Raw genomic sequence first — 20,426 nt, 5'->3', positions numbered from 1 at the left:
CCGCCGCGGATCGCCAGAAAGACGCCAGCCATGAGAGCAGTGAATGAAAATATCAAAATGGCGATCGCCATAAATCCTCCACGAATCTTTAGGAGCAATTTTAAGGCTTAATTCCCAGCCAGTCGAGTCAAAGGAAAATTTAAAATATGTAGAAATTATAGAATGAACCAACGCCCGACACCTCGAAAGTGTTAGGCATTGGTTCATCAATTAAATTCGGCACATGAATCTACGCATGCATCAAAACCCATTTAGGCAATTTAAATTGCTTGCGCAGAGAGTTTTTATTTATGGCCCAAAGCCAGCGCCGAGCCGCGCACGATTCGCGGTATCGGCGAGCTCTGCTTCGGAGGCGGGCCCATCACCGCTTAGATCTCTATTTGCTATATATCCCCCTGCAGCAGCTCCTGCCATAGCACAGTAAGGGGCGGCTTTGGTTATAGGGGGCGGAGAGCATACAGCGGCTCCAATAACTCCGCCAATCAGTGATCCAAGAATAATGTCATCATTATCGTTCCACCAGGGATTGTCGTCAACCGATTCGCTCTCCTTTTCGGGTTCAGGTTTAGAACCTCCATTATCATCTTCGCCGAATCTGAAACCTCCGGCAACCAAACCCACCTCATCCAAATTCAACTCACGCAGCATCTCTATTCCTCCGGTTTGGAGTGACACCCTATGCATCACATTAGAAATCCTAAGGAGGGAAAATTACTCGCGTCAAGAGGCGATTTAAATTTCTAAGATTGTGCTTCGGATTATCCGCCCCTGCCCCACCCCGGGCTAAACTCCCGCCCATGGCTCATCGCGACCCGCGCGCCGCGCCCCGCAAGCGGAGGCGTCTATCATCCCCGCATCAGCGGACCGGACGGGCGCAGAAGGAGGATGGTGATAATAGTGATAAGAACCGTCCCGGGGCGTTTTTCACGAAAACTCTCACCCCACGCTCGCCGGCGGGCTGTCGCACAGCCCTAGCGCGGCGCGCGCTTGGCCAGGATGCGCTGCAGGGTGCGGCGGTGCATGTTCAGGCGGCGGGCGGTTTCGGAGACATTGTGGTCGCACAGCTCGAACACGCGCTGGATATGCTCCCAGCGCACCCGGTCGGCGCTCATGGGATTGTCGGGCGGTTCGGGCTTGGCGTCGGGCGAGGCGAGCAGGGCCTTGACCACATCGTCCGCATCGGCTGGCTTGGACAGATAATCGATGGCGCCCGATTTCACCGCCGCTACCGCGGTGGCGATATTGCCGTAGCCGGTGAGCATCACCACCCGGCAATCGGGGCGCGAGGCGTAGAGCGTGCGCACCACGTCCAGCCCGTCGCCATCGTCCAGGCGCAGATCCACCACCGCGAAGGCGGGCGGCGCGCTGCGCGCCTGGGCCATGGCTTCGGCGACGCTGGATACGGCGGTGACCTCGAAGCCGCGCGCGGTCATGGCCCGGCCCAGCCGGTTGAGGAAGGGCGCGTCGTCATCAACGATGAGCAGGGTCTTGTCCTCGGGCAGTTCAGGATCGCTCATGGGCAGGCCTCCGGCGCAGGGCGGGTTTGCCGGATAGTTAGACGATGCCGCGCGGTTTTCGAAGCCTTTTGGCCAAAACGCCGCACCCCCTTGCGGCATATCCCCCCGGCCCGGGCCTAGGCGGATGCTTCCAGCCCGGCGCGCGGCAGGGCGATCTCCACCCGCGCACCGCCGCCGGGCGCGTTGGACAGGGCCACAACGCCGCCCACCCGCTCCACCAGGGTCATGGCGATGAACACGCCCAGGCCCAGCCCGCCATGGCCGGGCTCGGCCTGGCGGGTTGTGACATAAGGCTCGCCCAGCTTGGCCAGGATGTCCGGCGGAAAGCCCGGCCCGTCATCGGCCACGATGAAACGCACCTGGCGCGCATCCCAGGCGCCGGTGAGGGTGACGCGCGCATTGGCGAAATCCACTGCGTTCTCGATGAAATTGCCCAGCGCATAGAGGATTTCCGCCCGCCGCTGCAGGACCGGCGCGCCGGGCTCGCCCGGCGGCGGGTCCAGCTGCACGCTCACCGGCGCGCCCACCCCGCGCAGGGGCGCAGCGGCCTCTTCCATGGCCTCGGCCAGGCCCAGCCGGTCATGCATGCGGTCGCCGGGCTCCTTCATCTGGGACAGGCGCTGCAGGATTTCCCGGCAGCGCCGGGCCTGGGACACCAGAAGCTCGGCGTCTTCTTTCAACAGCGGGTCCTCGGCGGCGCGCAGCATCTCCTTGGCGGTGAGCTGGATGGTGGCCAGCGGCGTGCCCAGCTCGTGGGCGGCGGCCGCCGCCAGCGCGCCCAGCGCAGACAGGCGCTGCTCACGCGCCAGCACGCTCTGGGTGGCCGCCAGCGCCGCGCCCATGCGCCGGGCCTCGGCGGCCACGCGCCAGGCATAGACGGCGGTGAACGCGATGGCGATGGCCAGCGCCAGGCCCGTGGCGGCCAGATACAGGCTGGGCAGGGCGAAAACCTCGCCGGGAAGCCAGGGCATGGGCATATGCCACACCCCGATCACCGCAGCGCCGGTAATGGCCACCGCGCCCAGCGCCAGCCACCAGCGCGCGGGCAGGGCGGCCACCGAGATCACCACAGGCCCCACGATCATCACCGCGAACGGATTGGCCAGCCCCCCGGTCAGCGCCAGCAGGGCCATCAATTGCACCATGTCCCAGGCCAGCTGGGCGAAGGCTTCGCCGTCGCGCGCCAGGCGCTGGGTGGAGACAAAGACCGGCAGCACGGCGTTGAGCCCGGCGCTGGCCGCGATCAGGGCGAGGCAGGCGGCCAGCGGCAGGTCAAAGCCGAGCCCGTAATGCACGCCCAGCACGGTGGCGGTCTGCCCCGCCACCGCCAGCCAGCGCAGGAAGATCAGCGTGCGCAGGCGCACCCGGCCGAAGACCGGGGCCAGATCAACCCCGTCAAGCCAGTCGTCCGGACCGGGCGGACGGGCGGCGGGCGCCGTCGGGACTGCATTCATGGGCTTGGGTGATCCTTGATGGCGAGCGTGTCAGGCGCCGCCAGCAAGCGCGACGGCGCAGCGCGCGTCAAGCGGACCGGAAGCCGCAGGCTGGCCATGGAGATAAGGGCGTCAGCCGTCGAGCAGCTCCAGGCGCATGGCGGTGAAGTCGATGAGATAGCCCGAGCGGGCGCGCAGCACGTCCTGCCCGAGCAGGCCGTGCAGGCCCGATTGCTGGTGGCTCAGCATGCGCACATCCTCCAGCGTGACGCTCTGGTCTGCGACCAGAAGCGTGAGCCGGGGAAGGCTCATGGCGTCTTCATCGACCCTGACCCCGCCAGCTCCGCCCAGGCGCGTGGGCGAGGCCTCAACGCCGTGCAGAAGCCCGGGAATGGCTTCACCCGCTGAAAGGTACAGAAGCGTGGCGCGCGCGCCGGTATCGATCATCAGACGCAACCGGCCTTCGCTTGCCTCCACGCGGGCCAGCAACACCGGGCGCAAACCCTCCATCACCATGTTGGGCGGCGGCCCGCCGCCTGTGGAGAGCTCGAAATCGAGGGTTTCACGCCGTCCATCCGGCGTTATGCGCAGCCGCTCCAGTCGCGCCAGCACGGGCAGGCCGAGGATCGCCGGGATGCGGTACGCCCCGCCGGCAAAACTCAGCGCCTCATCCGGAAGCACAATGAAAACAACATTGTGGAAGATCACTCCGCCAAAATCGAGCTGGTTGGCGACACCCAGCCGGCCCGGCACAGACTCTTCCACCGAGGAGCCGACCGAGATATCGGAGTCCAGCATCCGCACGCCCAGCCGCTCTGCGGTGCTTTCGGTGACAGTGGAGAAGGCCGCGCCGGTATCAATCACCATATCCTGACGCCGTCCGTTCACCTGCACGCGCGCGCGGGGCAGGCCGGCCCTGTCCCGGCGCATGCTGACCGAACCGGGGATCAACGCCTCGCGGGTCATGGCCGGTTCGTCACGCAGGGCGGCGGCCAGATCACGCGCCTGACGCTGGCCCGGCTCCAGCGCTTCTCCTGAGGCGGCCTCAGCGGCGTCGTAGGCGATGACTGATGCGGCATAATCCCCGGCCCGCAGGCGCACCCCGGCCAGCGTCAGGGACGCCTCCCGGCGCAAGGATGGCGCGAGCGTTTCATCACGCTTGAGGGCAGCCAGCCGCGTCTCGGCCTCGCCGTCCCGGTTGAGCATGGCGGCCAGCGCGCCGCGCAGGAGATCAGCCTGTGGGCCGGAATACGCATCGCTGGCGATCGCTTGCGCGTAGACCGCCGGATCCCCGCTGGCGATCACCGTCTCGAAATCAGCCCCCTGGGGGCCAGACCGGGCCCCGGCGTCCGCCCCTTGGACGAGCACCAGACAGGCCGCCGCACACAGCACTCTCAACATATCAACATCTCACATGTGAGTTTTCACATGTGACAAGATAGAAAAGCATCGGGAATCCGGCAAGGATGCAACGCATTCATCAATGGAGCCGGCCGCCGCCATGACCTTGCGTCACGCCATACTGGGCATAATCGCACAAAAGCCATCCACCGGATTCGAGCTGCTGCGTGAGTTTGATGCGGGCCATTCGGTGATCTGGCCGGCCCCTCAGAACGAGGTCTACCGGGTCTTGCGCCAGCTCAAGGACGAGGGGCTGGCCGAGATCGTGGCCGAGGGCGCGCGCGGCAGCCGGACCTATGCCGCGACCGATGCCGGACGCGCGGAGCTGGGCGCATGGCTGGCCGCCCCCAGCGACTACACCTTGCGATATGAGCCTGTTTTGAAAGCCTGTTTTCTTGACCAGACCGATCCGCAGTCCCGGATCGCACGGGCGCGCCAGGACCTGGCCTTCTTTCAGGAACAGCTGCGCGTTATCGAACGCACGGCCCGCCAGAAAGCCGGGCAGCCCGGTCCCGTGCGCGAGGATGCGCGTGCGATGGCCGTCGCCCTCTACACCGCCCTTTCCGGTTGGGCGCGGGCCATCGTTGAAGAGGGCGGCTCAGAGCCCTAGCGGGGCGGCCAGGGCGCCGGTCCGGCTCGACAGGGCGCGGGCTGCGGGCCATGTAACAGGGCGCAACGCGCCAAGCGGACCGCAAGCCGCAGGCCTGAAGCTGACAGGCGAGGACATGACATGATCGATCTGAAAAACCGCCCCGTCTGGCTGATCCCGGTGATCGCCACCGTGCTGGCCACCGCCGCCGGCATCGCCCTGCTGCTCTCCGCCCTGCCCGGACAGGGCGGGGACGGGACGCCCCGCCCGTCGCCGGTGCGCGTGAGCGGCGAAGCCCAGATCGGCGGGTCCTTCACCCTGGTCAATCACCATGGCGAGACGGTCACCGACGCCGATTTCGCCGGGCGGGCCATGTTGATCTATTTCGGTTTCACCTATTGCCCGGATGTGTGCCCGGCCTCGCTGCAGGTGATGGGCGCGGCCATGGACCAGCTCAGCGAGGCCGAGCGCGCCCATATCCAGCCCATACTGATCAGCGTGGACCCCGAGCGCGACACGCCCGAGCTGCTCGCCCAATACGTCACCGCCCCGGCCTTCCCTGAAGGACTTGTGGGCTTGACGGGAAGCCTTGAACAGGTACGCAATGCTGCGCGTGCTTACAGAGTCTTCTTCGCCCGGGTGGAGGATGACGGCGTGTCATCGGACTATACCGTCGATCACAGCTCCATCCTTTACCTCATGGACCGCGAGGGGCGGTTCGTGGAGCTGTTCCCGCACGGGACGGCGCCGGCGGTCATCGCCGCACGCCTGCAAGCCTTTCTTGAGACATCCCCGTCATAATCTGATCTGAACACAAGCGCCCCCAGAGGGGCGCGCACCGGAGGCCGTAGCGGCCATGCTCTATTCGTTTCTGGAAATGTCGCGCGCGGCCATGCTGCCCTGGCGCGCGGCGGCCAATGTTACGCGGCGCACCCTGCGCAATCCGCTCAATCCGGCCGGCGAGACCCTGGCCGGGCGCGCCATGGCCGCCTCGGCGGACCTGTTTGAAAGCCTGACGCGCCAGTATGGCAAGCCGGCCTGGGCGCTGGAGCCGCTGGAGGTGAACGGCCAGACCATTCCCGTCGAGATCGAGACAGTATGGAAAAAACCCTTCTGTGCGCTCACCCGCTTTGCCCGTGACGAGGCGGCGCTTGCCGCGGCGCGGGGGATCAAGCCGGCTGAGATCAAGGATCCCAAAGTGCTGCTGGTGGCGCCCCTGTCGGGCCATTACGCCACCTTGCTGCGCGGCACGGTGGAGGCCTTCATCCCCGATGCCGACGTGTACATCACCGACTGGGCCGATGCGCGCATGGTCTCGCTGTCCGAAGGCCGGTTCGATCTGGATGACTATGTCGCCTATGTGCGCGAGATGATCAGCGCCATCGGCGCGGGCGTGCATGTGGTTGCCGTGTGCCAGCCCGGCCCGCCGACGCTGGCGGCCTGCGCCCTGATGGCCGAGGATGACGATCCGCTGCGCCCGGCCTCCATGACCTTCATGGGCTCGCCCATCGATGCGCGCAAATCGCCCACCGTGCCCAACAAACTGGCCGAGGAGCGCCCCTATGCCTGGTTCCGGGACAATCTGATCCAGACCGTACCGGTGCTCTATCCGGGCGCGCTGCGCCGGGTCTATCCCGGCTTCCTGCAGCTCACCGGCTTCATCAACATGAATTACGAGCGCCATGTGGACGCTCATTACCGCTTCTTCCAGCAGCTGGTGGACGGCGATGGCGACAGCGCCGACAAGCACCGCGCCTTCTATGACGAATATCTCGCCGTGATGGACCTGACCGAGGAATTCTACCTCCAGACCATCCGCGACGTGTTCCAGGAACACAAACTCGCGCGCGGGACCATGACCGTGAAGGGCCGCCCCGTGCGCCCCGAAGCCATCACCGACATCGCCCTGATGACGGTGGAGGGCGAGAACGACGACATTTCCGGCATCGGCCAGACCCAGGCCGCCCACACGCTGTGCGCCAATCTGCCCGCCGCCCTGCGCCTTGACCACGTCCAGCCCGAGGTGGGCCATTACGGCGTGTTCAACGGCCGCCGCTTCCGCGAACAGATCGCCCCGAAAATGAAGGCGTTTATGGCGCAGCACGCGCGCGATGGCGTGAAGGCGCGCAAGGGGAAGGCGGCCTGACCCCTACCCCCCGTTGCCGGCGTCCCGCCCGGCCTTGATCAGGCCGCTGAGATAGGCGCCATAGCCGCTGCGGCCGATGGCGCGGGCAGAGGCGGCGAGCTGGGCGTCGGTGAGCCAGTTCTGGCGCCAGGCGATTTCCTCGGGCGCGCAGATGGACACGCCCTGACGGTCGGTGAGGCTGGCCACGAAATTGGATGCGTCCAGCAGCGAGCCGTGAGTGCCGGCGTCAAACCAGGCATAGCCGCGCCCGAAGCGCTCTACATGCAGGTCGCCGCGCGCCAGATAGGCGCGGTTCACATCGGTGATCTCCAGCTCGCCGCGCGCGGACGGGGCGAGCCCTGCGGCGATCTCCACCACGTCATTGTCATAGAGATAGAGCCCGATCACGGCGTAGTTGGATTTGGGCTTTTTGGGCTTTTCCTCGATCGAGACGGGCCGCCCCTCCGCATCGAAGGCGATCACGCCATAACGGCCCGGATCGGCCACCTGATAGCCGAAGACGGTGGCGCCGCGCGGGCGGGATGCTGCGCCCGAGAGAATATCTTTCAGCGCGTGGCCGTAGAGGATGTTGTCGCCCAGCACCAGCGCCACCGGGTCATTCCCGATGAACTCGCGCCCGATGATAAAGGCCTGGGCGATGCCATCGGGCTTGTTCTGGACGGCGTAGGTCAGGGACACGCCAAAGCGCGAGCCGTCGCCCAGCAGCGCCTTGAACGCGCCCGCGTCGCGCGGCGTGGTGATCACCAGGATCTCGCGCACCCCCGCCAGCATCAGCAGGGAGAGCGGGTAATACACCATAGGCTTGTCATAGACCGGCAGGAGCTGTTTGGAGACCGCCAGCGTGACCGGATGCAGGCGCGAGCCTGCGCCGCCGGCCAGAATAATGCCCTTCATGTGCTGGCGTCCTCCCCTGACGCGGCCGGACCGGTCTGTGCGCCCAGCCCGCGCCGCTGCGCCCCGCCGCTGCGGGCGAGCACGCGCCGCCACCAGTCCTCATGTTCGAGATACCAGTCAAGCACGCCCTTGAGGGCGTCCTCGAAATCATGCACCGGCGTCCAGCCCAGGGCGGCGGTGAGCTTTGAGTGATCCATGGCGTAGCGGAAATCATGGCCGGGCCGGTCGGCGACGAAGGCGATGAGATCGCTATGGGGCGCAGCCTCCGGAAAGCGCGCATCCAGCGCCGCGCACAGGGCGTGGACGACCTGAAGATTGGTGCGCTCGGCGCCGCCGCCAATATTGAACGTATCGCCCGCCCGGCCGCGCTCCAGGATCAGATGCAGGGCGCGGGCGTGATCGTCCACATGCAGCCAGTCGCGCACATTCGAGCCATCGCCATAGACCGGCAAAGACTGGCCGCTGATGGCCCGGGCGATCATGTGGGGGATGAGTTTTTCCGGGTGTTGCCAGGGGCCGTAATTGTTCGAGCAGTTGGAGATCATCACCGGCAGGCCGAACGTCTCGCCCCAGGCCCGCGCCAGATGGTCGGACGCCGCCTTGGACGCCGCATAGGGCGAGCGCGGGTCATAGCGCGTGGTTTCGGAGAAGGCCGGATCGTTGGGGCCCAGCGATCCGTATACCTCGTCGGTTGAGACGTGCAGGAAGCGAAAACTCGCGCGCGCCGCCGTGTCCAGCGTGTCCAGATGGGCGCGGGCGGCCTGCAGCAGCACATAGGCGCCGGTGATATTGGTCTCGATGAAGGCGCCCGGGCCATCAATCGAGCGGTCCACATGGGTCTCGGCGGCCAGATGCACCACCCGGTCCGGGCGCCAGGCCTCGAACACAGCCCGAACCCGGCCTGCGTCGCGGATATCGCCCTTTTCCAGATGATAGCGCCCGGTGGGCTTGCACATGGCCACCGCCTCGGGGCTGGCGGCGTAGGTCTCAGCGTCCAGCACCACCACCGTGCCACCGGTGTGCTCGATCAGCCGGCGCACCAGCGCCGACCCGATAAAGCCAAGCCCGCCAGTGACCAGCGTGATGATAGGGCGCGCCGCCTGCGTCATGACTGCAGTCTTAGCGCGACACGCCGCGACAGTGGAACGGGTTTTGTCGCCTGCAGGGCAGCTCGCCTGAACCTCTCAACCCGCGTTTCCCCGGCGGGCGCGGAAGAAGTTTTTGAGCAGGGCTGAGGATTCTTGCGCGCGCACGCCGCCAGTGACCTCCGGGCGCCAGTGGCAGGTGGGCTGGGTGAAGAATTGCGGGCCGTGGGCCACCGCCCCGCCTTTGGGATCGTCTGCGCCATAGACCAGCCGCCCGATGCGCGCATGGCTGATGGCGCCCGCGCACATGGCGCAGGGCTCCAGCGTCACATAGAGCGTCAACCCGGTCAGCCGGTAATTGCCCCGCTTCGCCGCCGCCTGGCGCAGGGCGCGGATCTCGGCGTGGCCGGTGGGATCGATGTCGCCAATAGGCGCATTGCCGGCCTCGGCGATGATCTCGCCAGAGGCCGGATCGACGATCACGGCGCCCACCGGGGTCTCGCCCGCCGCAGCCGCGGCTTGCGCCCGGGCCAGCGCCCGTCCCATAAACTCATCATCACGCGCGCAGGTCATAGCCTGCGCGCCTTACCCTTGGCCGGGAGCGCCGTAAAGCCTTGAGCGGGACTGAAGACAAGGATGCCGGACCAGGCGAGCGCATCGCCAAGGCGCTGGCCCATGCAGGCGTGGCCTCGCGGCGCGAGGCCGAGCGCCTGATCACAGAAGGCCGGGTGGCGGTCAATGGCAAGGTGCTCGACACGCCTGCCTTCAAGGTCACGGCCGATGATCTCATCACCGTGGACGGCAAGCTGGTGGGGCCGCGCCCGCCCACGCGCCTGTGGCGCTATCACAAGCCCGCCGGGCTGGTGACCACCCATGCCGATCCGCAAGGGCGCGAGACGGTGTTCTCCAAACTGCCGCCGGAGCTGGGCCGGGTGATCTCGGTGGGCCGGCTCGATCTCAATTCCGAAGGCCTGATGCTGCTGACCAATGATGGCGAGCTGGCCCGGGTGCTGGAATTGCCCGCCACCGCCTGGACGCGGCGCTACCGGGTGCGCGCGTTCGGGGACGCCGACGAGGCCGCTCTGGCCAAGCTGGCGGGCGGGGTGACCGTGGAGGGCGTCGCCTACGGCCCGGTGGATGTGGCGGTGGACCGGCGCACCGGCGCCAATGTCTGGCTCACGGTCGGCATCAAGGAAGGCAAGAACCGCGAGGTCCGCAAAGTGCTCGCCCATGTGGGGCTGAATGTGAACCGGCTGTTGCGCACCGCCTATGGCCCGTTCCAGCTGGGCGCGCTGGCGCCCGGCGCGGTGGAGGAGGTGCGCCTGAGCGTGCTGCGTGAGCAGATGGGCAAGCTCTATCCGCTGGGCGCCGACGGCCATCCGCTGAAAGCCGGCGCGGCGTCCGCCCCGGCCCAACCCGATGGCGTGCGCGGCCCGGGCCGCGCCCAGCGCCGCGAACGCAAGGGGCCGTCCCATGCGGATCGTCGCCGGCGTCCATAAGGGCCGCCCCCTGGCCGCCCCGCGCGGCATGACCACACGCCCCACCGCCGACCGGGCGCGCGAGGCCCTGTTCAACAAGCTCGCCCACGCCCCCTGGGCGCCGGACATCGCTGGCGCGCGGGTGATTGACGTGTTTGCGGGCTCCGGCGCGCTGGGCTTCGAGGCGCTGTCGCGCGGGGCGTCTTTCGTGTTGTTCGTGGAGACCGATCCGGGGGCGCGCGGGGCGATCCGCACCAATGTGGAAGCCCTCCAGGCTTTCGGAATCACCAAGCTGCACAAGGGCGATGCGGCGCATCTGGGGCTCAAGCCGGAAAAGGTCGGCGCGCCGTTCGCGCTCGCCTTTCTCGATCCGCCCTATGGCAAGGGTCTGGGCGAGCGCGCGCTCCAAAGGCTCCATGAGGGCGGCTGGCTGGCGCCGGGCGCGCTGGCGGTGCTGGAGACGGGCGCGGAGGAAACGCCAGACCTCTCAGGCTGGGATGTACTGGATACGCAAGACGCAGGCGCGGCGAAGTTCTGGTTCGTGCGGCGGGGCTGACGCCCTACTTGCCCTCTATCGTCTTTTCCTGACGGGCCATCAGGGCGCGCGCCAGCGGGTCGGGCAGGATGCGGGCCAGGGCGGTCATGAATTTGTAGAAGGCGCCGGGCACGCGCAGCGGCACGCCACGCTCCACCGCGTCATAGCCTGCGGCCGCCACGTCCTCGGCTTTGAGCATCCAGTAATCGGGCACATTGTTCACGGTCTCGCGCGCGCCGTTGACGTCGTGAAACTCCGACCAGGTATAACCCGGCGCCACGACGGTGACGTGGACGCCCTGATCGCGCAGCTCCGCGCCCAGCGCCTCGGACGCCTTGATCAGCAGCGATTTGATGCCCGGATATATCGTACCCGAATAGCGCGTATGCGCCTTGGCGGTGGGGACCAGGGCGGAAACCGACGAGATATTGATGATGCGCCCGAAACCGCGCTGCGCCATGCCCGGGGCGGTGAGGTGCATGAGTTTGAGATAACTTGTGACCATCAGCTCCAGAAAGCGCGCCTGATCGGCCCATTCGGTATCGCAGAAATGGCCCGGCTGGCCGGCGCCGGCGTTATTGACCAGGGCGTCGATCTGGCGTCCGGCCTTGGCCACCTTGTCCACAATGGCCTGGGGCGCGCCGGGGTCGGCCAGATCGGCGGCGATCACCAGCGTTTTCGCGCCGTGCTTTTCTTCCAGCTCGCTGGCGAGTTCCTTCAGCTTGTCCTCGCGGCGGGCGACCAGCGCCACGTCCCAGCCCTGACGGGCGTATTCGCGCGCGAAGGCGGCGCCGATGCCGGAGGAAGCGCCGGTGATCAGGGCGAGACGGCGGGCCATGGGGGTCTCCTTGGCGAAATCATGTTGCAGGGCAAGGGTGTGCGCACACGGCGCGCTTGTCCAGCCGCTCAGGCGGGCAGAAGGCTCGCGCGCATGACGTCGGCCAGCGTGCGGGTCTCGTCGGCGCGGGCCGAGCCCTTGCGCCAGACCATGCCGATCTCGCGGCCCGCCACCGGCGGGTCGAAGGCGCGGATGGCCAGATCCAGCTGGTCGGCCAGTCCCGCCTCCACCGCCAGGCGCGGCAGGAGGGTGGCGCCCAGCCCGCTTCTGACCATTTGCACCAGGGTGTGCAGGCTGGTGGCGGCGAAATCCGACCGGCCCGCGCCGCGGCGTTCAGAACTGACCGCACACACCGCCAGCGCATGATCACGCAGGCAATGGCCGTCCTCCAGCAGCAGGAGCGGGGTATCGCCCAGCATGTCCGGACGCAGCGGATCGGCGTCGGCCAGCGGATGACCGGGCGGGGCGGCGAACAGGAATTCGTCGGCCATCAGCACCTGGGCCTCCAGCCCGTCGGCCTCATAGGGCAGGGCGATGACCGCCGCGTCCAGGCGCCGCTCGCGCAAGGCGTCCACCAGGCGGTGGGTGAGATCCTCGCGCAGGAATAATTCCAGTTCGGGAAAGCGCGTGCGCAGATCGGGCAAGGCGCGCGGCAGGAGGAAAGGCGCAATGGTGGGGATCACCCCCAGGCGGAACGGCCCGCTCAAGGGCTGGCCGGCGGCGCGGGCGGCGTGGACCAGGTCTTCAGCCTCGGTCAGCACCACGCGCGCGCGCGTCACCGCCGCCTCTCCCGCCGGGGTCAGCGCCGCGCCGCGCGCGCTGCGCTCCACCAGTACGGCGCCCAGAATGCCTTCAAGCTCCTTGATGGCGGCGGACAGGCTCGGCTGGGTGACGTGACAGGCCTCGGCGGCGCGCGAAAACGTGCCGGCATCGGCCAGCGCGACGAGAAATCTCAATTGCCGGAGTGTGGGCAGAAGCGTGCTCATGACCATAGGGTTAGGCTATAGCCGCCAAAGATACAAATGATTTGAACTAAGACGCAGCGCACTGCATGTACGTGGCGATTGCTGCGCCGCACCAGATTGTGCTGCAGCGCAGCGTTCCGCGCGGCGGCGCCGCGATCCCGCGCCGTTCAGGTTCAAGGTCAACAGGAGAGTCACATGCTCGGCATCGGCGACAAGCTGCCCGAATTCGAAATCACCGGCGTGAAGCCGAAATTCAACGCCCATGAGGAAAACGGCGTAAGCGCGTTCGAGGCGCTCACCCATGAGAGCTTCCCGGGCCAGTGGAAGGTGATCGTGTTCTACCCGAAGGACTTCACCTTCGTGTGCCCGACCGAAATCGTGGCTTTCGCCAAGCTGAACGGCGAGTTCGCCGACCGCGACGCGGTGGTGATGACCGGCTCCACCGACAACGAATTCTGCAAGCTGGCCTGGCGGCGCGAGCACGCTGACCTGCGCTCGCTGGACCAGTGGCAGTTCGCCGACCCCACCGGTTCGCTGGTGGACGCTCTGGGCGTGCGCTCTCCTGAAGGCGTGGCCTACCGCTACACCTATATCGTGGATCCGCATGGCGTGATCCAGCACGTCTACGCCACCAATCTGAATGTCGGGCGCAACCCGGAAGACACGCTGCGCGTGCTCGACGCCCTGCAGACCGACGATCTGTGCCCCTGCAACCGCCCGGTGGGCGGCGATACGCTGGCGGCCTGATAGCGCTGCGGCCAGCCGGGCGGGACCTCAGTCCCGTCCGGCTGGCAAGCGCAAAACGCTTCCTCCCCTCCTCCCCTTCAGTTTTCAGGATTGCCGCGATGAGCCTCGACGCGCTGAAAGACGCCCTTCCCGACTACGCCAAGGACATCAAGCTGAACCTGTCCACTCTGGCGCGTGAGAGCGTGCTGGACGACCAGAAGAAATTCGGCTGCTTCCTGGCCAGCGCCCATGCCTGCGGCGAGCCCGCCGTGATGCGCGCCCTGACCGCCGAGTTTGAAGACCGGCTCGCGCCCGAGGCCGCCCAGGCGGCCAAGGCGGCGGCGGCGGTGATGGGCATGAATAATGTCTATTACCGCTTCGTCCACCTGGCTGCGGCCAAGGATTACAAGACCTTGCCCGCGCGCCTGCGCATGAACGTGATCGCCAGTCCCGGCGTGGACAAGGCCGATTTCGAACTGTGGTCGCTGGCGGTCTCGGCCATTAATGGCTGCGGCATGTGCATCGACGCCCACGAGCACGAATTGCGCAAGGCCGGGCTCTCCGCCGAGCAGATCCAGGCCGCCGTGCGCATCGCCTCGGCGGTGAACGCCGCCAGCGCCATCCTGCGCGCGGAAGCCGCCCTGGCTGCCTGATCCTGCCGTTTCAGTCTGTCCGGATCGCCCGTCTGCGCGCCCCGCAGGCGGGCGCAAGGCGTTTTAAATCAGGCTTTGACAGCGCGCGGATTTATCCGTATTCTGAACATATGAGCACGTTGTTGAACCATAGCGAACAGATGCGCCGGGCCCGGGACCGGGGCCGGACATCGCGCGCCTGGCGCTGGTTCTCGCGGCGCACCATTCATGCCGGGCGTCATTATCATGATCTCAGCTGGCGCACGGTCGCCGTCCAGGCCGGGCTGTCGGCGGGGCTGATCGCGCTGTCGCGCATCGATCCCGGTTTCGCGCTGGCGCCCTGGATGCTGATCGCGGGCGTGGTCTGGGCCGTGCTGATCGCGCGCATCGCGCTGCTCAAGCTGTCCGGCCCGGCGCAGCGCGGCTGACGCAGCAGCGTTGACCTGACACGCGGGCGGCTTAGGCTGGCGCGTCAGTGAGCAGCGTCCAGCTGGAAGGGGCTTTCATGAACTGGTGGTTCGGGACCGCGCTGTGGATGCGCGTCTTGGGGGCGCTTGCGCTGGGCGTGGCGTTTGCATTGATCGTGGTCCAGATCATGGGCCAGGAGGCCGGTGCGGCCTTTATCGAGGCCTTCATCAAGCCGGTCGGCGACCTGTTCTTCAACCTCATCCGCATGCTCATCATCCCCCTCATCCTGACCACGCTGGTGGCCGGGGTGGCGAGCCTGGGCGACCCGAAAAAGCTCGGCTCCATCGGTGGCAAGGCGGTGGCGCTGTATCTGTGCACAACCTTCTTTGCGGTGTGGATCGGCATCGGCTTCGGCCTCGCCTTCCAGCCCGGCGCCGGGGTGAATCTGGGCGGCGCCGACCCGATCCCGGTGGACACCGACCAGCCCGGCATTGTCGAGCGCCTGATCGCCATCGTGCCCACCAATCCGGTGGCGGCGCTGGCCGACACCGATGTGCTGGCGGTGATCTTCTTCGCCATCCTTCTGGGCATCGGCATCATCATGGCCGGCAAGTCCGGCAAGCCGGTGGGCGATCTGTTCAACTCCGCCGCCGACGTGGTGCTGAAAATCACCCATATCGTAATGGAAGTGGCGCCGTTCGGCGTCTTCGCCCTGGTCGCCTATACCGTGGCGGCGCAAGGGGTGGAGGCGCTGGCCTCCATCGGGGTGCTGATCGCCACGGTCTACGCCGCGCTCATCGCGCACGCCATTCTGGTCTACGGGGGATTTGTCCGCTTTGTCCTGAATCTGCCGGTGTTCAGCTTCGCGCGCGGCATCGTGGACGCCCAGGCGGTGGCCTATTCCACCGCGTCCAGCGCGGGCACCCTGCCGGTGACCATCGCCAATGTGACCGAGAATCTGGGCGTGAAGCGCTCGGTAGCCGGCTCGGTCCTGCCGCTGGGCGCCACCATCAATATGGACGGCACGGGCATTTATCTGGGCATTCTGGCGCTGTTCACCGCCCAGGCCTTCGGTTATGACCTCACCCTCACCCAATACGTGCTCATTGCGGTAACAGCTGCGCTGGCCTCCATCGGCGCAGCGGGCATTCCCAGCGCCGGGCTGTTCCTTCTGGCCATCGTGCTGGGCACGTTCGACGTGCCGCCCGAGCAGATCGCCATCATTGTCGGCTTCATCCTGCCGGTGGACCGGATCATGGACATGGCGCGCACCGCGCTCAACGTCACCGGCGACGCCATGGTGGCCACCGCTGTGGCCAAATGGGAGGGCGAGCTGGACGAGGACCGCTTCCGCGCCCCCGCCGACAAGCCCTATGAGGCGCCGGAGCCCGCGCGCGAGATCGCCGACGCCGACCGCGACTGATCGCGGGCGGCGCACGGCCTGCCAGATCTGCTGAAAAACGCCGCTCAGGCCGCGTTGGAGTGCACGCCGCCTGACAGGATCGCGCTGATGGCGTTGGCGTCGGGCGCGGCGCGCACGGCGCGGCGCACATCCTCGCGCCGGAACAGGCGCGAGATCTGGGCCAGCGCCTTGAGGTGCTCGGCCCCGGCGTCTTCAGGCGCCAGAAGCAGGAACACCAGATCGGCGGGCTGGCCGTCCACCGCGTCGAAATCCACGCCCTGTTTGAGCCGGGCGAACACCCCGCACACCCGGTCCACATGATCGGTGCGCGCATGGGGAATGGCCACGCCGTCGCCCACGCCGGTGGAGCCGAGGCGCTCGCGCTCGATGACCGCCTCCAGCACCGGACGGGCCGGGATATTCAAGCTGCGCTGCGCCAGCTCGGCCAGGCCGTGCAAGGCTTGCTTGCGGCTGGTGGCGTTCATGTCCGCCACGATGCCGCCCTGCGGTATCAAGTCGATCAAGGCCATTCCCTGCTCAGCCTGGCTGCTTCTGGCGCGAGGCCGCGCCCGATGCCCTACCCCTATGCGCGGGCTGGAGCGCCCGCCGCCGGTTTCGCGCCGTCTTTAGCGCTTCGCGCCGGATCAATCCACCCCACATGACCGTCCGGACGGCGGTAGACGATATTGACCGAGCCGTTGGCCGCATTGCGGAACATCAGGAAGGGCGCGTCGGCCAGATCCATTTCCAGCACCGCCATGGAGACGGTCAGGGTGCGCAGCTCGCCCGCGGTCTCGGCGATGATGACCGGCTCGTCGCCGCCTTCAGCGCCGCCATCATCCTCATCCTCGTCCATGTCGGCGTCCTCGCCGCCATTGATCCGGGCCGATTGCAGCACCCGGATCGGCGTTTCCTCCGCAGGCAGGGCCAATTTGTTGTCGTTGTGATGGTCCTTCAGCTTGCGCTTGTAGCGGCGCAGGCGCTTTTCCAGCCGGATCGCGGCGGCCTCGGCGGCGGCATAGGCGTCCTCGCCGGCGCCCGAAGCCTGCAGGAAGGCGCCCGAAGGCAGATGCAGCGAACAGTCCACCTTGAATCCGAACCCTTCCTTGGCGGCGACCACGAAGGCTTCAGAGGGACGGTTGAAATATTTCGCCGCCGCGTCGGAGACGCGAAGCTCGATGCGCTCGCGCAGCGCCGGAGAAACATCAATGCCCTTGGAGACGAACTGGATGTGCATGGGAACTCCCTTTGCAGCTGACGCCGCACACCGCATTCGGCGCGTTCGGGTTCTCCCGCCGCGCCGGTGCGCGGCCCCGGTCTGAACCAGACCCGGACAAACACGGTATCGGCGCAAGTCAGGGGGCGTCAATGCGCGATGCAGGCGCCAGACCCGCCCGGCGCTGCTTGTGCTGAAAAATCCGTCAAGGATCGAAACGGCCTAGCCTGCGCCCTTCATGATCCGGCGGCGCTTGACCGAGGAGGGGATATTCATCGCCTCGCGGTATTTGGCCACGGTGCGCCGGGCGATATCCACCCCGTCGGCCAGCAAGCGCTCGACAATGGCGTCATCGCTGAGCACGCCGTCGGCCGTCTCGGCGTCGATCATGGCCTTGATGCGGTAACGCACCGCCTCGGCCGAATAGGCCTCCCCGCCATCGGCCGACGCGATGGACGAGGTGAAGAAGTATTTCAGCTCGAACAGGCCGCGCGGCGTGGCGATATATTTGTTCGAGGTGACCCGGCTGACCGTGCTCTCATGCATGCTTACCGCATCGGCCACGGTCTTGAGATTGAGCGGGCGCAGCCAGGCCACGCCCTTGGCCAGGAAGGCGTCCTGCTGGCGTACGATCTCGCTGGCCACTTTCAGGATGGTGCGCGCGCGCTGATCCAGGCTTTTGACCAGCCAGGAGGCGTTCTGGGTGCATTCGGAGATGAACTGCTTTTCCTCGTCCGAACGCGCGCCGCGGCTGATCTGGGCGGCGTAGCGGTTATTCATCAGGACGCGCGGCAGGGTGTCGGTATTGAGTTCCACCGCCCAGCTGCCGTCCGGGCGCTCGCGCACCGTCACGTCAGGCTCCACCGAGCGCGCGCCGTCAGCGCCGAAGCCGAGACCCGGCTTGGGCGTGAGGCGCTTGAGCTCGGCGATCATGTCCTCGAGATCCTCGCCATCCACATCGCAGGCGGCTTTCAGCGCGGCGTAATCATGCTTGGCCAGCAGGGGCAGATTATCCACCAGGGCGGCCATGGCCGGGTCCAGCCGGTCGCGCTCTTTCAGCTGCAGGGCCAGGCATTCCTGAAGCGAGCGGGCCATCACCCCGCACGGCTCGAATTGCTGCAAGCGCTCGAGCACGGCTTCGGTTTCCGAGCGGGTGACTCCCAGGCGCTCGGCCGTCTCTGTGAGATCAGCGCGCAGATAGCCGTCCTCGTCAGCCAGATCGATCAGATGAGCCGCGATCATCCGGTCCGAGGCGCACAGCGCCAGGTCGGCCAGCTGGTCATGGAGGTGCTCGCGCAGGGTTTTCTCGCGCGCGCTGTTGGCGGCGGCGTCATAGGCCTCGCCGTCAAAACCTGCGCCCCCGCCCTTGCCCGCGCGCGACCAGTCCACCGCGCCGCCCGCCGGCTCGGCGCCGGCCATGTCGGACTTGGAATCGGAATACATCGTCTCGGCGTCGGCATCGATGGCGTCGTCGGCGCGCCCGGGCGCGTCAAAGCTCAGCTCCTCGCCGTCAGACGCATCCGCCTTGACCTCGCTGCGCTCCTCGCTCTCGGCCTGTTCAGCGCGTTCGTCACGCTCCAAGAGCGGATTGCGCTCCAGCTCGGCTTCAACGAACTCGGCCAGCTCCATATTGTTCAGCTGCAACAGCTTGATCGCCTGCTGCAGCTGGGGCGTCATGACGAGCCCCTGGCCCTGGCGCGCCTCGAGCTTGTGTCCGAGCCCCGCCATACGCCCTCCTAGTTGAACAGCTCGCCGAGATAGTGACGGCGCACGCTTTCGTCGCGCCGCACTTCCTCGGGCGTGCCCTCAAAGAGCACTTCGCCATCAAAAATGATCGTGGCGCGGTCGGTGATCTCCAGCGTCTCGCGCACATTGTGATCGGTGATGAGAATGCCGATGCCGCGTTCCTTGAGATAGGTGATCAGCTCGCGGATATCGGAAATGGCCAGCGGGTCGATGCCCGCAAACGGCTCGTCGAGCAGGATGAAGCTCGGCTGCGCGGCCAGGGCGCGGGCGATCTCCACCCGGCGGCGCTCGCCACCGGACAGGGCCACAGCCGGGCTCTTGCGCAGATGGGCGATGTTAAGCTCGTCAAGCAGCTCGTCCACCAGCGCCTTGCGCCGGGTGCGGTCCGGCTCGGCCAGCTCGGCCACCGCCGCCACATTGTCCTCAACCGACAGGCCGCGGAAGATCGAGGCTTCCTGCGGCAGATAACCAATGCCCAGGCGCGCGCGCTGGTACATGGGCAGGTCGGTGATGTCGGCCCCGTCGAGCATGATGGTCCCGCTATCGGCCCGGATGAGCCCCGTGATCATGTAGAAGCAGGTGGTCTTGCCCGCGCCGTTCGGCCCCAGAAGTCCCGCCACCTCTCCGCGCTGGAGAGCGAGCGACACGTTCCGGACCACCGCCCGCCGGCCATAGGTCTTGCCCAGACCACTGACCGAAAGCCCCGAATCGCCAGCTGCGGGTGCGTGCGCATCCGCCTGCTTCGCCGTATCCGTCATGGTTAGCTCCAGCACGCCTAAGAATTCGTGAAGCCCGCGCCGCGCGTGCGGGGCATGGAAAGGGCCCTTGCCGCCAGGGATGCAGGTCAGCGCCCGCCCGGGAAGGGGCGCGGGCCCTCGCCCGGCACGTCCGGGGCCGGGCAGTCGCGCGTGTCCGCGGGCCCTTCGGAACCGGTGAAGAAGATCGAGCGCACCCGCCCGCCTTCGCCGCCGAACAGGCGCGCCATGCCGCCGTCCAGATCAGCTTCCAGCCGCTCGCCGGTGGACACGTTGCAGCCCTGGGTCAGCACCACCGCCCCGGTCAGGGTGATGGTGTTGGCTTCCAGGTCATAAATGCCGTGATCACCGCGGGCGATTTCGCCGGGCCGGATATAAAACACCTCGCCCGTGGCGATGACCCGGCGCAGCCCGCCGTCTCCACCGTCCTGGCGGCGATTGAACAGGGCCTCGACCCGGTCGGCGCGCAGGCGCTCCTCACCGCGGATGATATTGACATCGCCCCAGTAGATGAGGCGGCCCTGAGGATCGAGAATCTCGGAGTTTTCAGCGCTGATATCCAGCGGGCCTTGCTGCTGGGTCTGGGCATGAGCGCCCGTCAGGGGACAGACGGCGGCGAGAAGGGCGGCGCAGAACAGGCGGCGGAACATGGGATCGGTC

The 20,426-nt window shown here is 67.1% G+C and carries 23 protein-coding genes; 9 read left to right on the top strand and 14 right to left on the bottom strand.

Annotated features, from left to right (window positions below; all coding sequences use genetic code 11):
• Positions 1-288: 288 nt before the first annotated feature.
• The 4 genes from F1654_RS09975 to F1654_RS09960 all read right to left on the bottom strand — a co-directional run bounded on the left by F1654_RS09975 (position 289) and on the right by F1654_RS09960 (position 4,351).
• A complete protein-coding gene (locus tag F1654_RS09975; RefSeq protein ID WP_150023358.1) occupies positions 289-648 on the bottom strand; it encodes a hypothetical protein in 360 nt (119 codons plus the stop codon).
• A 323-nt stretch (positions 649-971) separates the two neighbouring features.
• Positions 972-1,517 (bottom strand): ActR/PrrA/RegA family redox response regulator transcription factor, encoded by a 546-nt coding sequence (locus F1654_RS09970; RefSeq protein WP_150023357.1) that lies wholly within the window; start codon positions 1,515-1,517, stop codon positions 972-974.
• A gap of 116 nt (positions 1,518-1,633) precedes the next feature.
• Positions 1,634-2,971, bottom strand: a complete 1,338-nt coding sequence (locus tag F1654_RS09965) for an ActS/PrrB/RegB family redox-sensitive histidine kinase (RefSeq protein ID WP_150023356.1) — start codon at positions 2,969-2,971, stop codon at positions 1,634-1,636.
• A gap of 111 nt (positions 2,972-3,082) precedes the next feature.
• Entirely contained in the window at positions 3,083-4,351 is a 1,269-nt protein-coding gene (locus F1654_RS09960; protein ID WP_150023355.1) for a retropepsin-like aspartic protease family protein, read from the bottom strand.
• Between the two features lie 100 nt (positions 4,352-4,451).
• Between F1654_RS09960 and F1654_RS09955 the strand changes: the two genes are divergently transcribed.
• The 3 genes from F1654_RS09955 (at position 4,452) to F1654_RS09945 (ending at position 7,086) form a co-directional block, all read left to right on the top strand.
• Complete coding sequence (locus F1654_RS09955) at positions 4,452-4,961, top strand: PadR family transcriptional regulator (RefSeq protein WP_199200530.1); 510 nt, start codon at positions 4,452-4,454, stop codon at positions 4,959-4,961.
• 120 nt (positions 4,962-5,081) lie between these two features.
• On the top strand, positions 5,082-5,741 hold the full coding sequence (locus F1654_RS09950; protein ID WP_150023353.1) for an SCO family protein: 660 nt from the start codon (positions 5,082-5,084) through the stop codon (positions 5,739-5,741).
• Positions 5,742-5,796: 55 nt separating this feature from the next.
• Entirely contained in the window at positions 5,797-7,086 is a 1,290-nt protein-coding gene (locus tag F1654_RS09945) for a polyhydroxyalkanoate depolymerase (RefSeq protein ID WP_150023352.1), read from the top strand.
• Between the two features lie 3 nt (positions 7,087-7,089).
• Here the strand turns inward: F1654_RS09945 and rfbA are convergent, their stop codons facing one another.
• From rfbA to tadA, 3 genes are all read right to left on the bottom strand, one after another.
• Entirely contained in the window at positions 7,090-7,980 is an 891-nt protein-coding gene (gene rfbA / locus F1654_RS09940) for a glucose-1-phosphate thymidylyltransferase RfbA (protein ID WP_150023351.1), read from the bottom strand.
• Positions 7,977-9,089 carry a dTDP-glucose 4,6-dehydratase gene (gene rfbB / locus F1654_RS09935; RefSeq protein ID WP_233205224.1) on the bottom strand — a complete coding sequence of 371 codons (1,113 nt, stop codon included), beginning with the start codon at positions 9,087-9,089 and terminating at the stop codon, positions 7,977-7,979. Before rfbB ends, rfbA begins: the two co-directional genes overlap by 4 nt.
• A 75-nt stretch (positions 9,090-9,164) precedes the next feature.
• Positions 9,165-9,638: a tRNA adenosine(34) deaminase TadA gene (gene tadA / locus F1654_RS09930; RefSeq protein ID WP_233205223.1), complete on the bottom strand. Its 474-nt coding sequence runs from the start codon at positions 9,636-9,638 to the stop codon at positions 9,165-9,167.
• Positions 9,639-9,679: 41 nt separating this feature from the next.
• Between tadA and F1654_RS09925 the strand changes: the two genes are divergently transcribed.
• Both F1654_RS09925 and rsmD read left to right on the top strand, forming a co-directional pair.
• Positions 9,680-10,564 carry a pseudouridine synthase gene (locus F1654_RS09925; RefSeq protein WP_150023350.1) on the top strand — a complete coding sequence of 295 codons (885 nt, stop codon included), beginning with the start codon at positions 9,680-9,682 and terminating at the stop codon, positions 10,562-10,564.
• Positions 10,539-11,099 (top strand): 16S rRNA (guanine(966)-N(2))-methyltransferase RsmD, encoded by a 561-nt coding sequence (gene rsmD / locus F1654_RS09920; RefSeq protein WP_150023349.1) that lies wholly within the window; start codon positions 10,539-10,541, stop codon positions 11,097-11,099. Before F1654_RS09925 ends, rsmD begins: the two co-directional genes overlap by 26 nt.
• Positions 11,100-11,103: 4 nt before the next feature.
• Here the strand turns inward: rsmD and F1654_RS09915 are convergent, their stop codons facing one another.
• Both F1654_RS09915 and F1654_RS09910 read right to left on the bottom strand, forming a co-directional pair.
• Positions 11,104-11,916, bottom strand: a complete 813-nt coding sequence (locus tag F1654_RS09915) for an SDR family NAD(P)-dependent oxidoreductase (protein ID WP_150023348.1) — start codon at positions 11,914-11,916, stop codon at positions 11,104-11,106.
• A 68-nt stretch (positions 11,917-11,984) separates the two neighbouring features.
• Entirely contained in the window at positions 11,985-12,902 is a 918-nt protein-coding gene (locus tag F1654_RS09910; protein WP_150023347.1) for a hydrogen peroxide-inducible genes activator, read from the bottom strand.
• 174 nt (positions 12,903-13,076) lie between these two features.
• Here F1654_RS09910 and F1654_RS09905 point away from each other — a divergent pair, with 174 nt between their 5' ends.
• The 4 genes from F1654_RS09905 to F1654_RS09890 all read left to right on the top strand — a co-directional run bounded on the left by F1654_RS09905 (position 13,077) and on the right by F1654_RS09890 (position 16,070).
• Positions 13,077-13,628: a peroxiredoxin gene (locus F1654_RS09905; protein ID WP_150023346.1), complete on the top strand. Its 552-nt coding sequence runs from the start codon at positions 13,077-13,079 to the stop codon at positions 13,626-13,628.
• Between the two features lie 98 nt (positions 13,629-13,726).
• Positions 13,727-14,260 (top strand): carboxymuconolactone decarboxylase family protein, encoded by a 534-nt coding sequence (locus F1654_RS09900; RefSeq protein WP_150023345.1) that lies wholly within the window; start codon positions 13,727-13,729, stop codon positions 14,258-14,260.
• A gap of 122 nt (positions 14,261-14,382) precedes the next feature.
• On the top strand, positions 14,383-14,667 hold the full coding sequence (locus F1654_RS09895) for a hypothetical protein (RefSeq protein WP_150023344.1): 285 nt from the start codon (positions 14,383-14,385) through the stop codon (positions 14,665-14,667).
• A 77-nt stretch (positions 14,668-14,744) separates the two neighbouring features.
• Positions 14,745-16,070 carry a dicarboxylate/amino acid:cation symporter gene (locus F1654_RS09890; protein WP_150023343.1) on the top strand — a complete coding sequence of 442 codons (1,326 nt, stop codon included), beginning with the start codon at positions 14,745-14,747 and terminating at the stop codon, positions 16,068-16,070.
• A gap of 44 nt (positions 16,071-16,114) precedes the next feature.
• Here the strand turns inward: F1654_RS09890 and F1654_RS09885 are convergent, their stop codons facing one another.
• The 5 genes from F1654_RS09885 to F1654_RS09865 all read right to left on the bottom strand — a co-directional run bounded on the left by F1654_RS09885 (position 16,115) and on the right by F1654_RS09865 (position 20,416).
• Positions 16,115-16,579, bottom strand: a complete 465-nt coding sequence (locus tag F1654_RS09885; RefSeq protein WP_150023342.1) for a PTS sugar transporter subunit IIA — start codon at positions 16,577-16,579, stop codon at positions 16,115-16,117.
• A 53-nt stretch (positions 16,580-16,632) separates the two neighbouring features.
• Positions 16,633-17,286 (bottom strand): ribosome hibernation-promoting factor, HPF/YfiA family, encoded by a 654-nt coding sequence (gene hpf, locus F1654_RS09880; RefSeq protein ID WP_150023341.1) that lies wholly within the window; start codon positions 17,284-17,286, stop codon positions 16,633-16,635.
• A 201-nt stretch (positions 17,287-17,487) separates the two neighbouring features.
• Positions 17,488-18,993: an RNA polymerase factor sigma-54 gene (gene rpoN / locus F1654_RS09875; protein ID WP_150023340.1), complete on the bottom strand. Its 1,506-nt coding sequence runs from the start codon at positions 18,991-18,993 to the stop codon at positions 17,488-17,490.
• A gap of 8 nt (positions 18,994-19,001) precedes the next feature.
• Entirely contained in the window at positions 19,002-19,769 is a 768-nt protein-coding gene (gene lptB, locus F1654_RS09870; protein WP_150023339.1) for an LPS export ABC transporter ATP-binding protein, read from the bottom strand.
• Positions 19,770-19,855: 86 nt separating this feature from the next.
• On the bottom strand, positions 19,856-20,416 hold the full coding sequence (locus F1654_RS09865) for an LptA/OstA family protein (RefSeq protein ID WP_150023338.1): 561 nt from the start codon (positions 20,414-20,416) through the stop codon (positions 19,856-19,858).
• Positions 20,417-20,426 lie beyond the last annotated feature (10 nt).

This window comes from Alkalicaulis satelles (assembly GCF_008630495.1).
In the GTDB taxonomy this organism is placed as follows: Bacteria; Pseudomonadota; Alphaproteobacteria; order Caulobacterales; family Maricaulaceae; genus Oceanicaulis; species Oceanicaulis satelles.
Note: the sequence above shows the minus strand (reverse complement) of the source record. Positions and strands in the feature narration are given on the sequence as shown.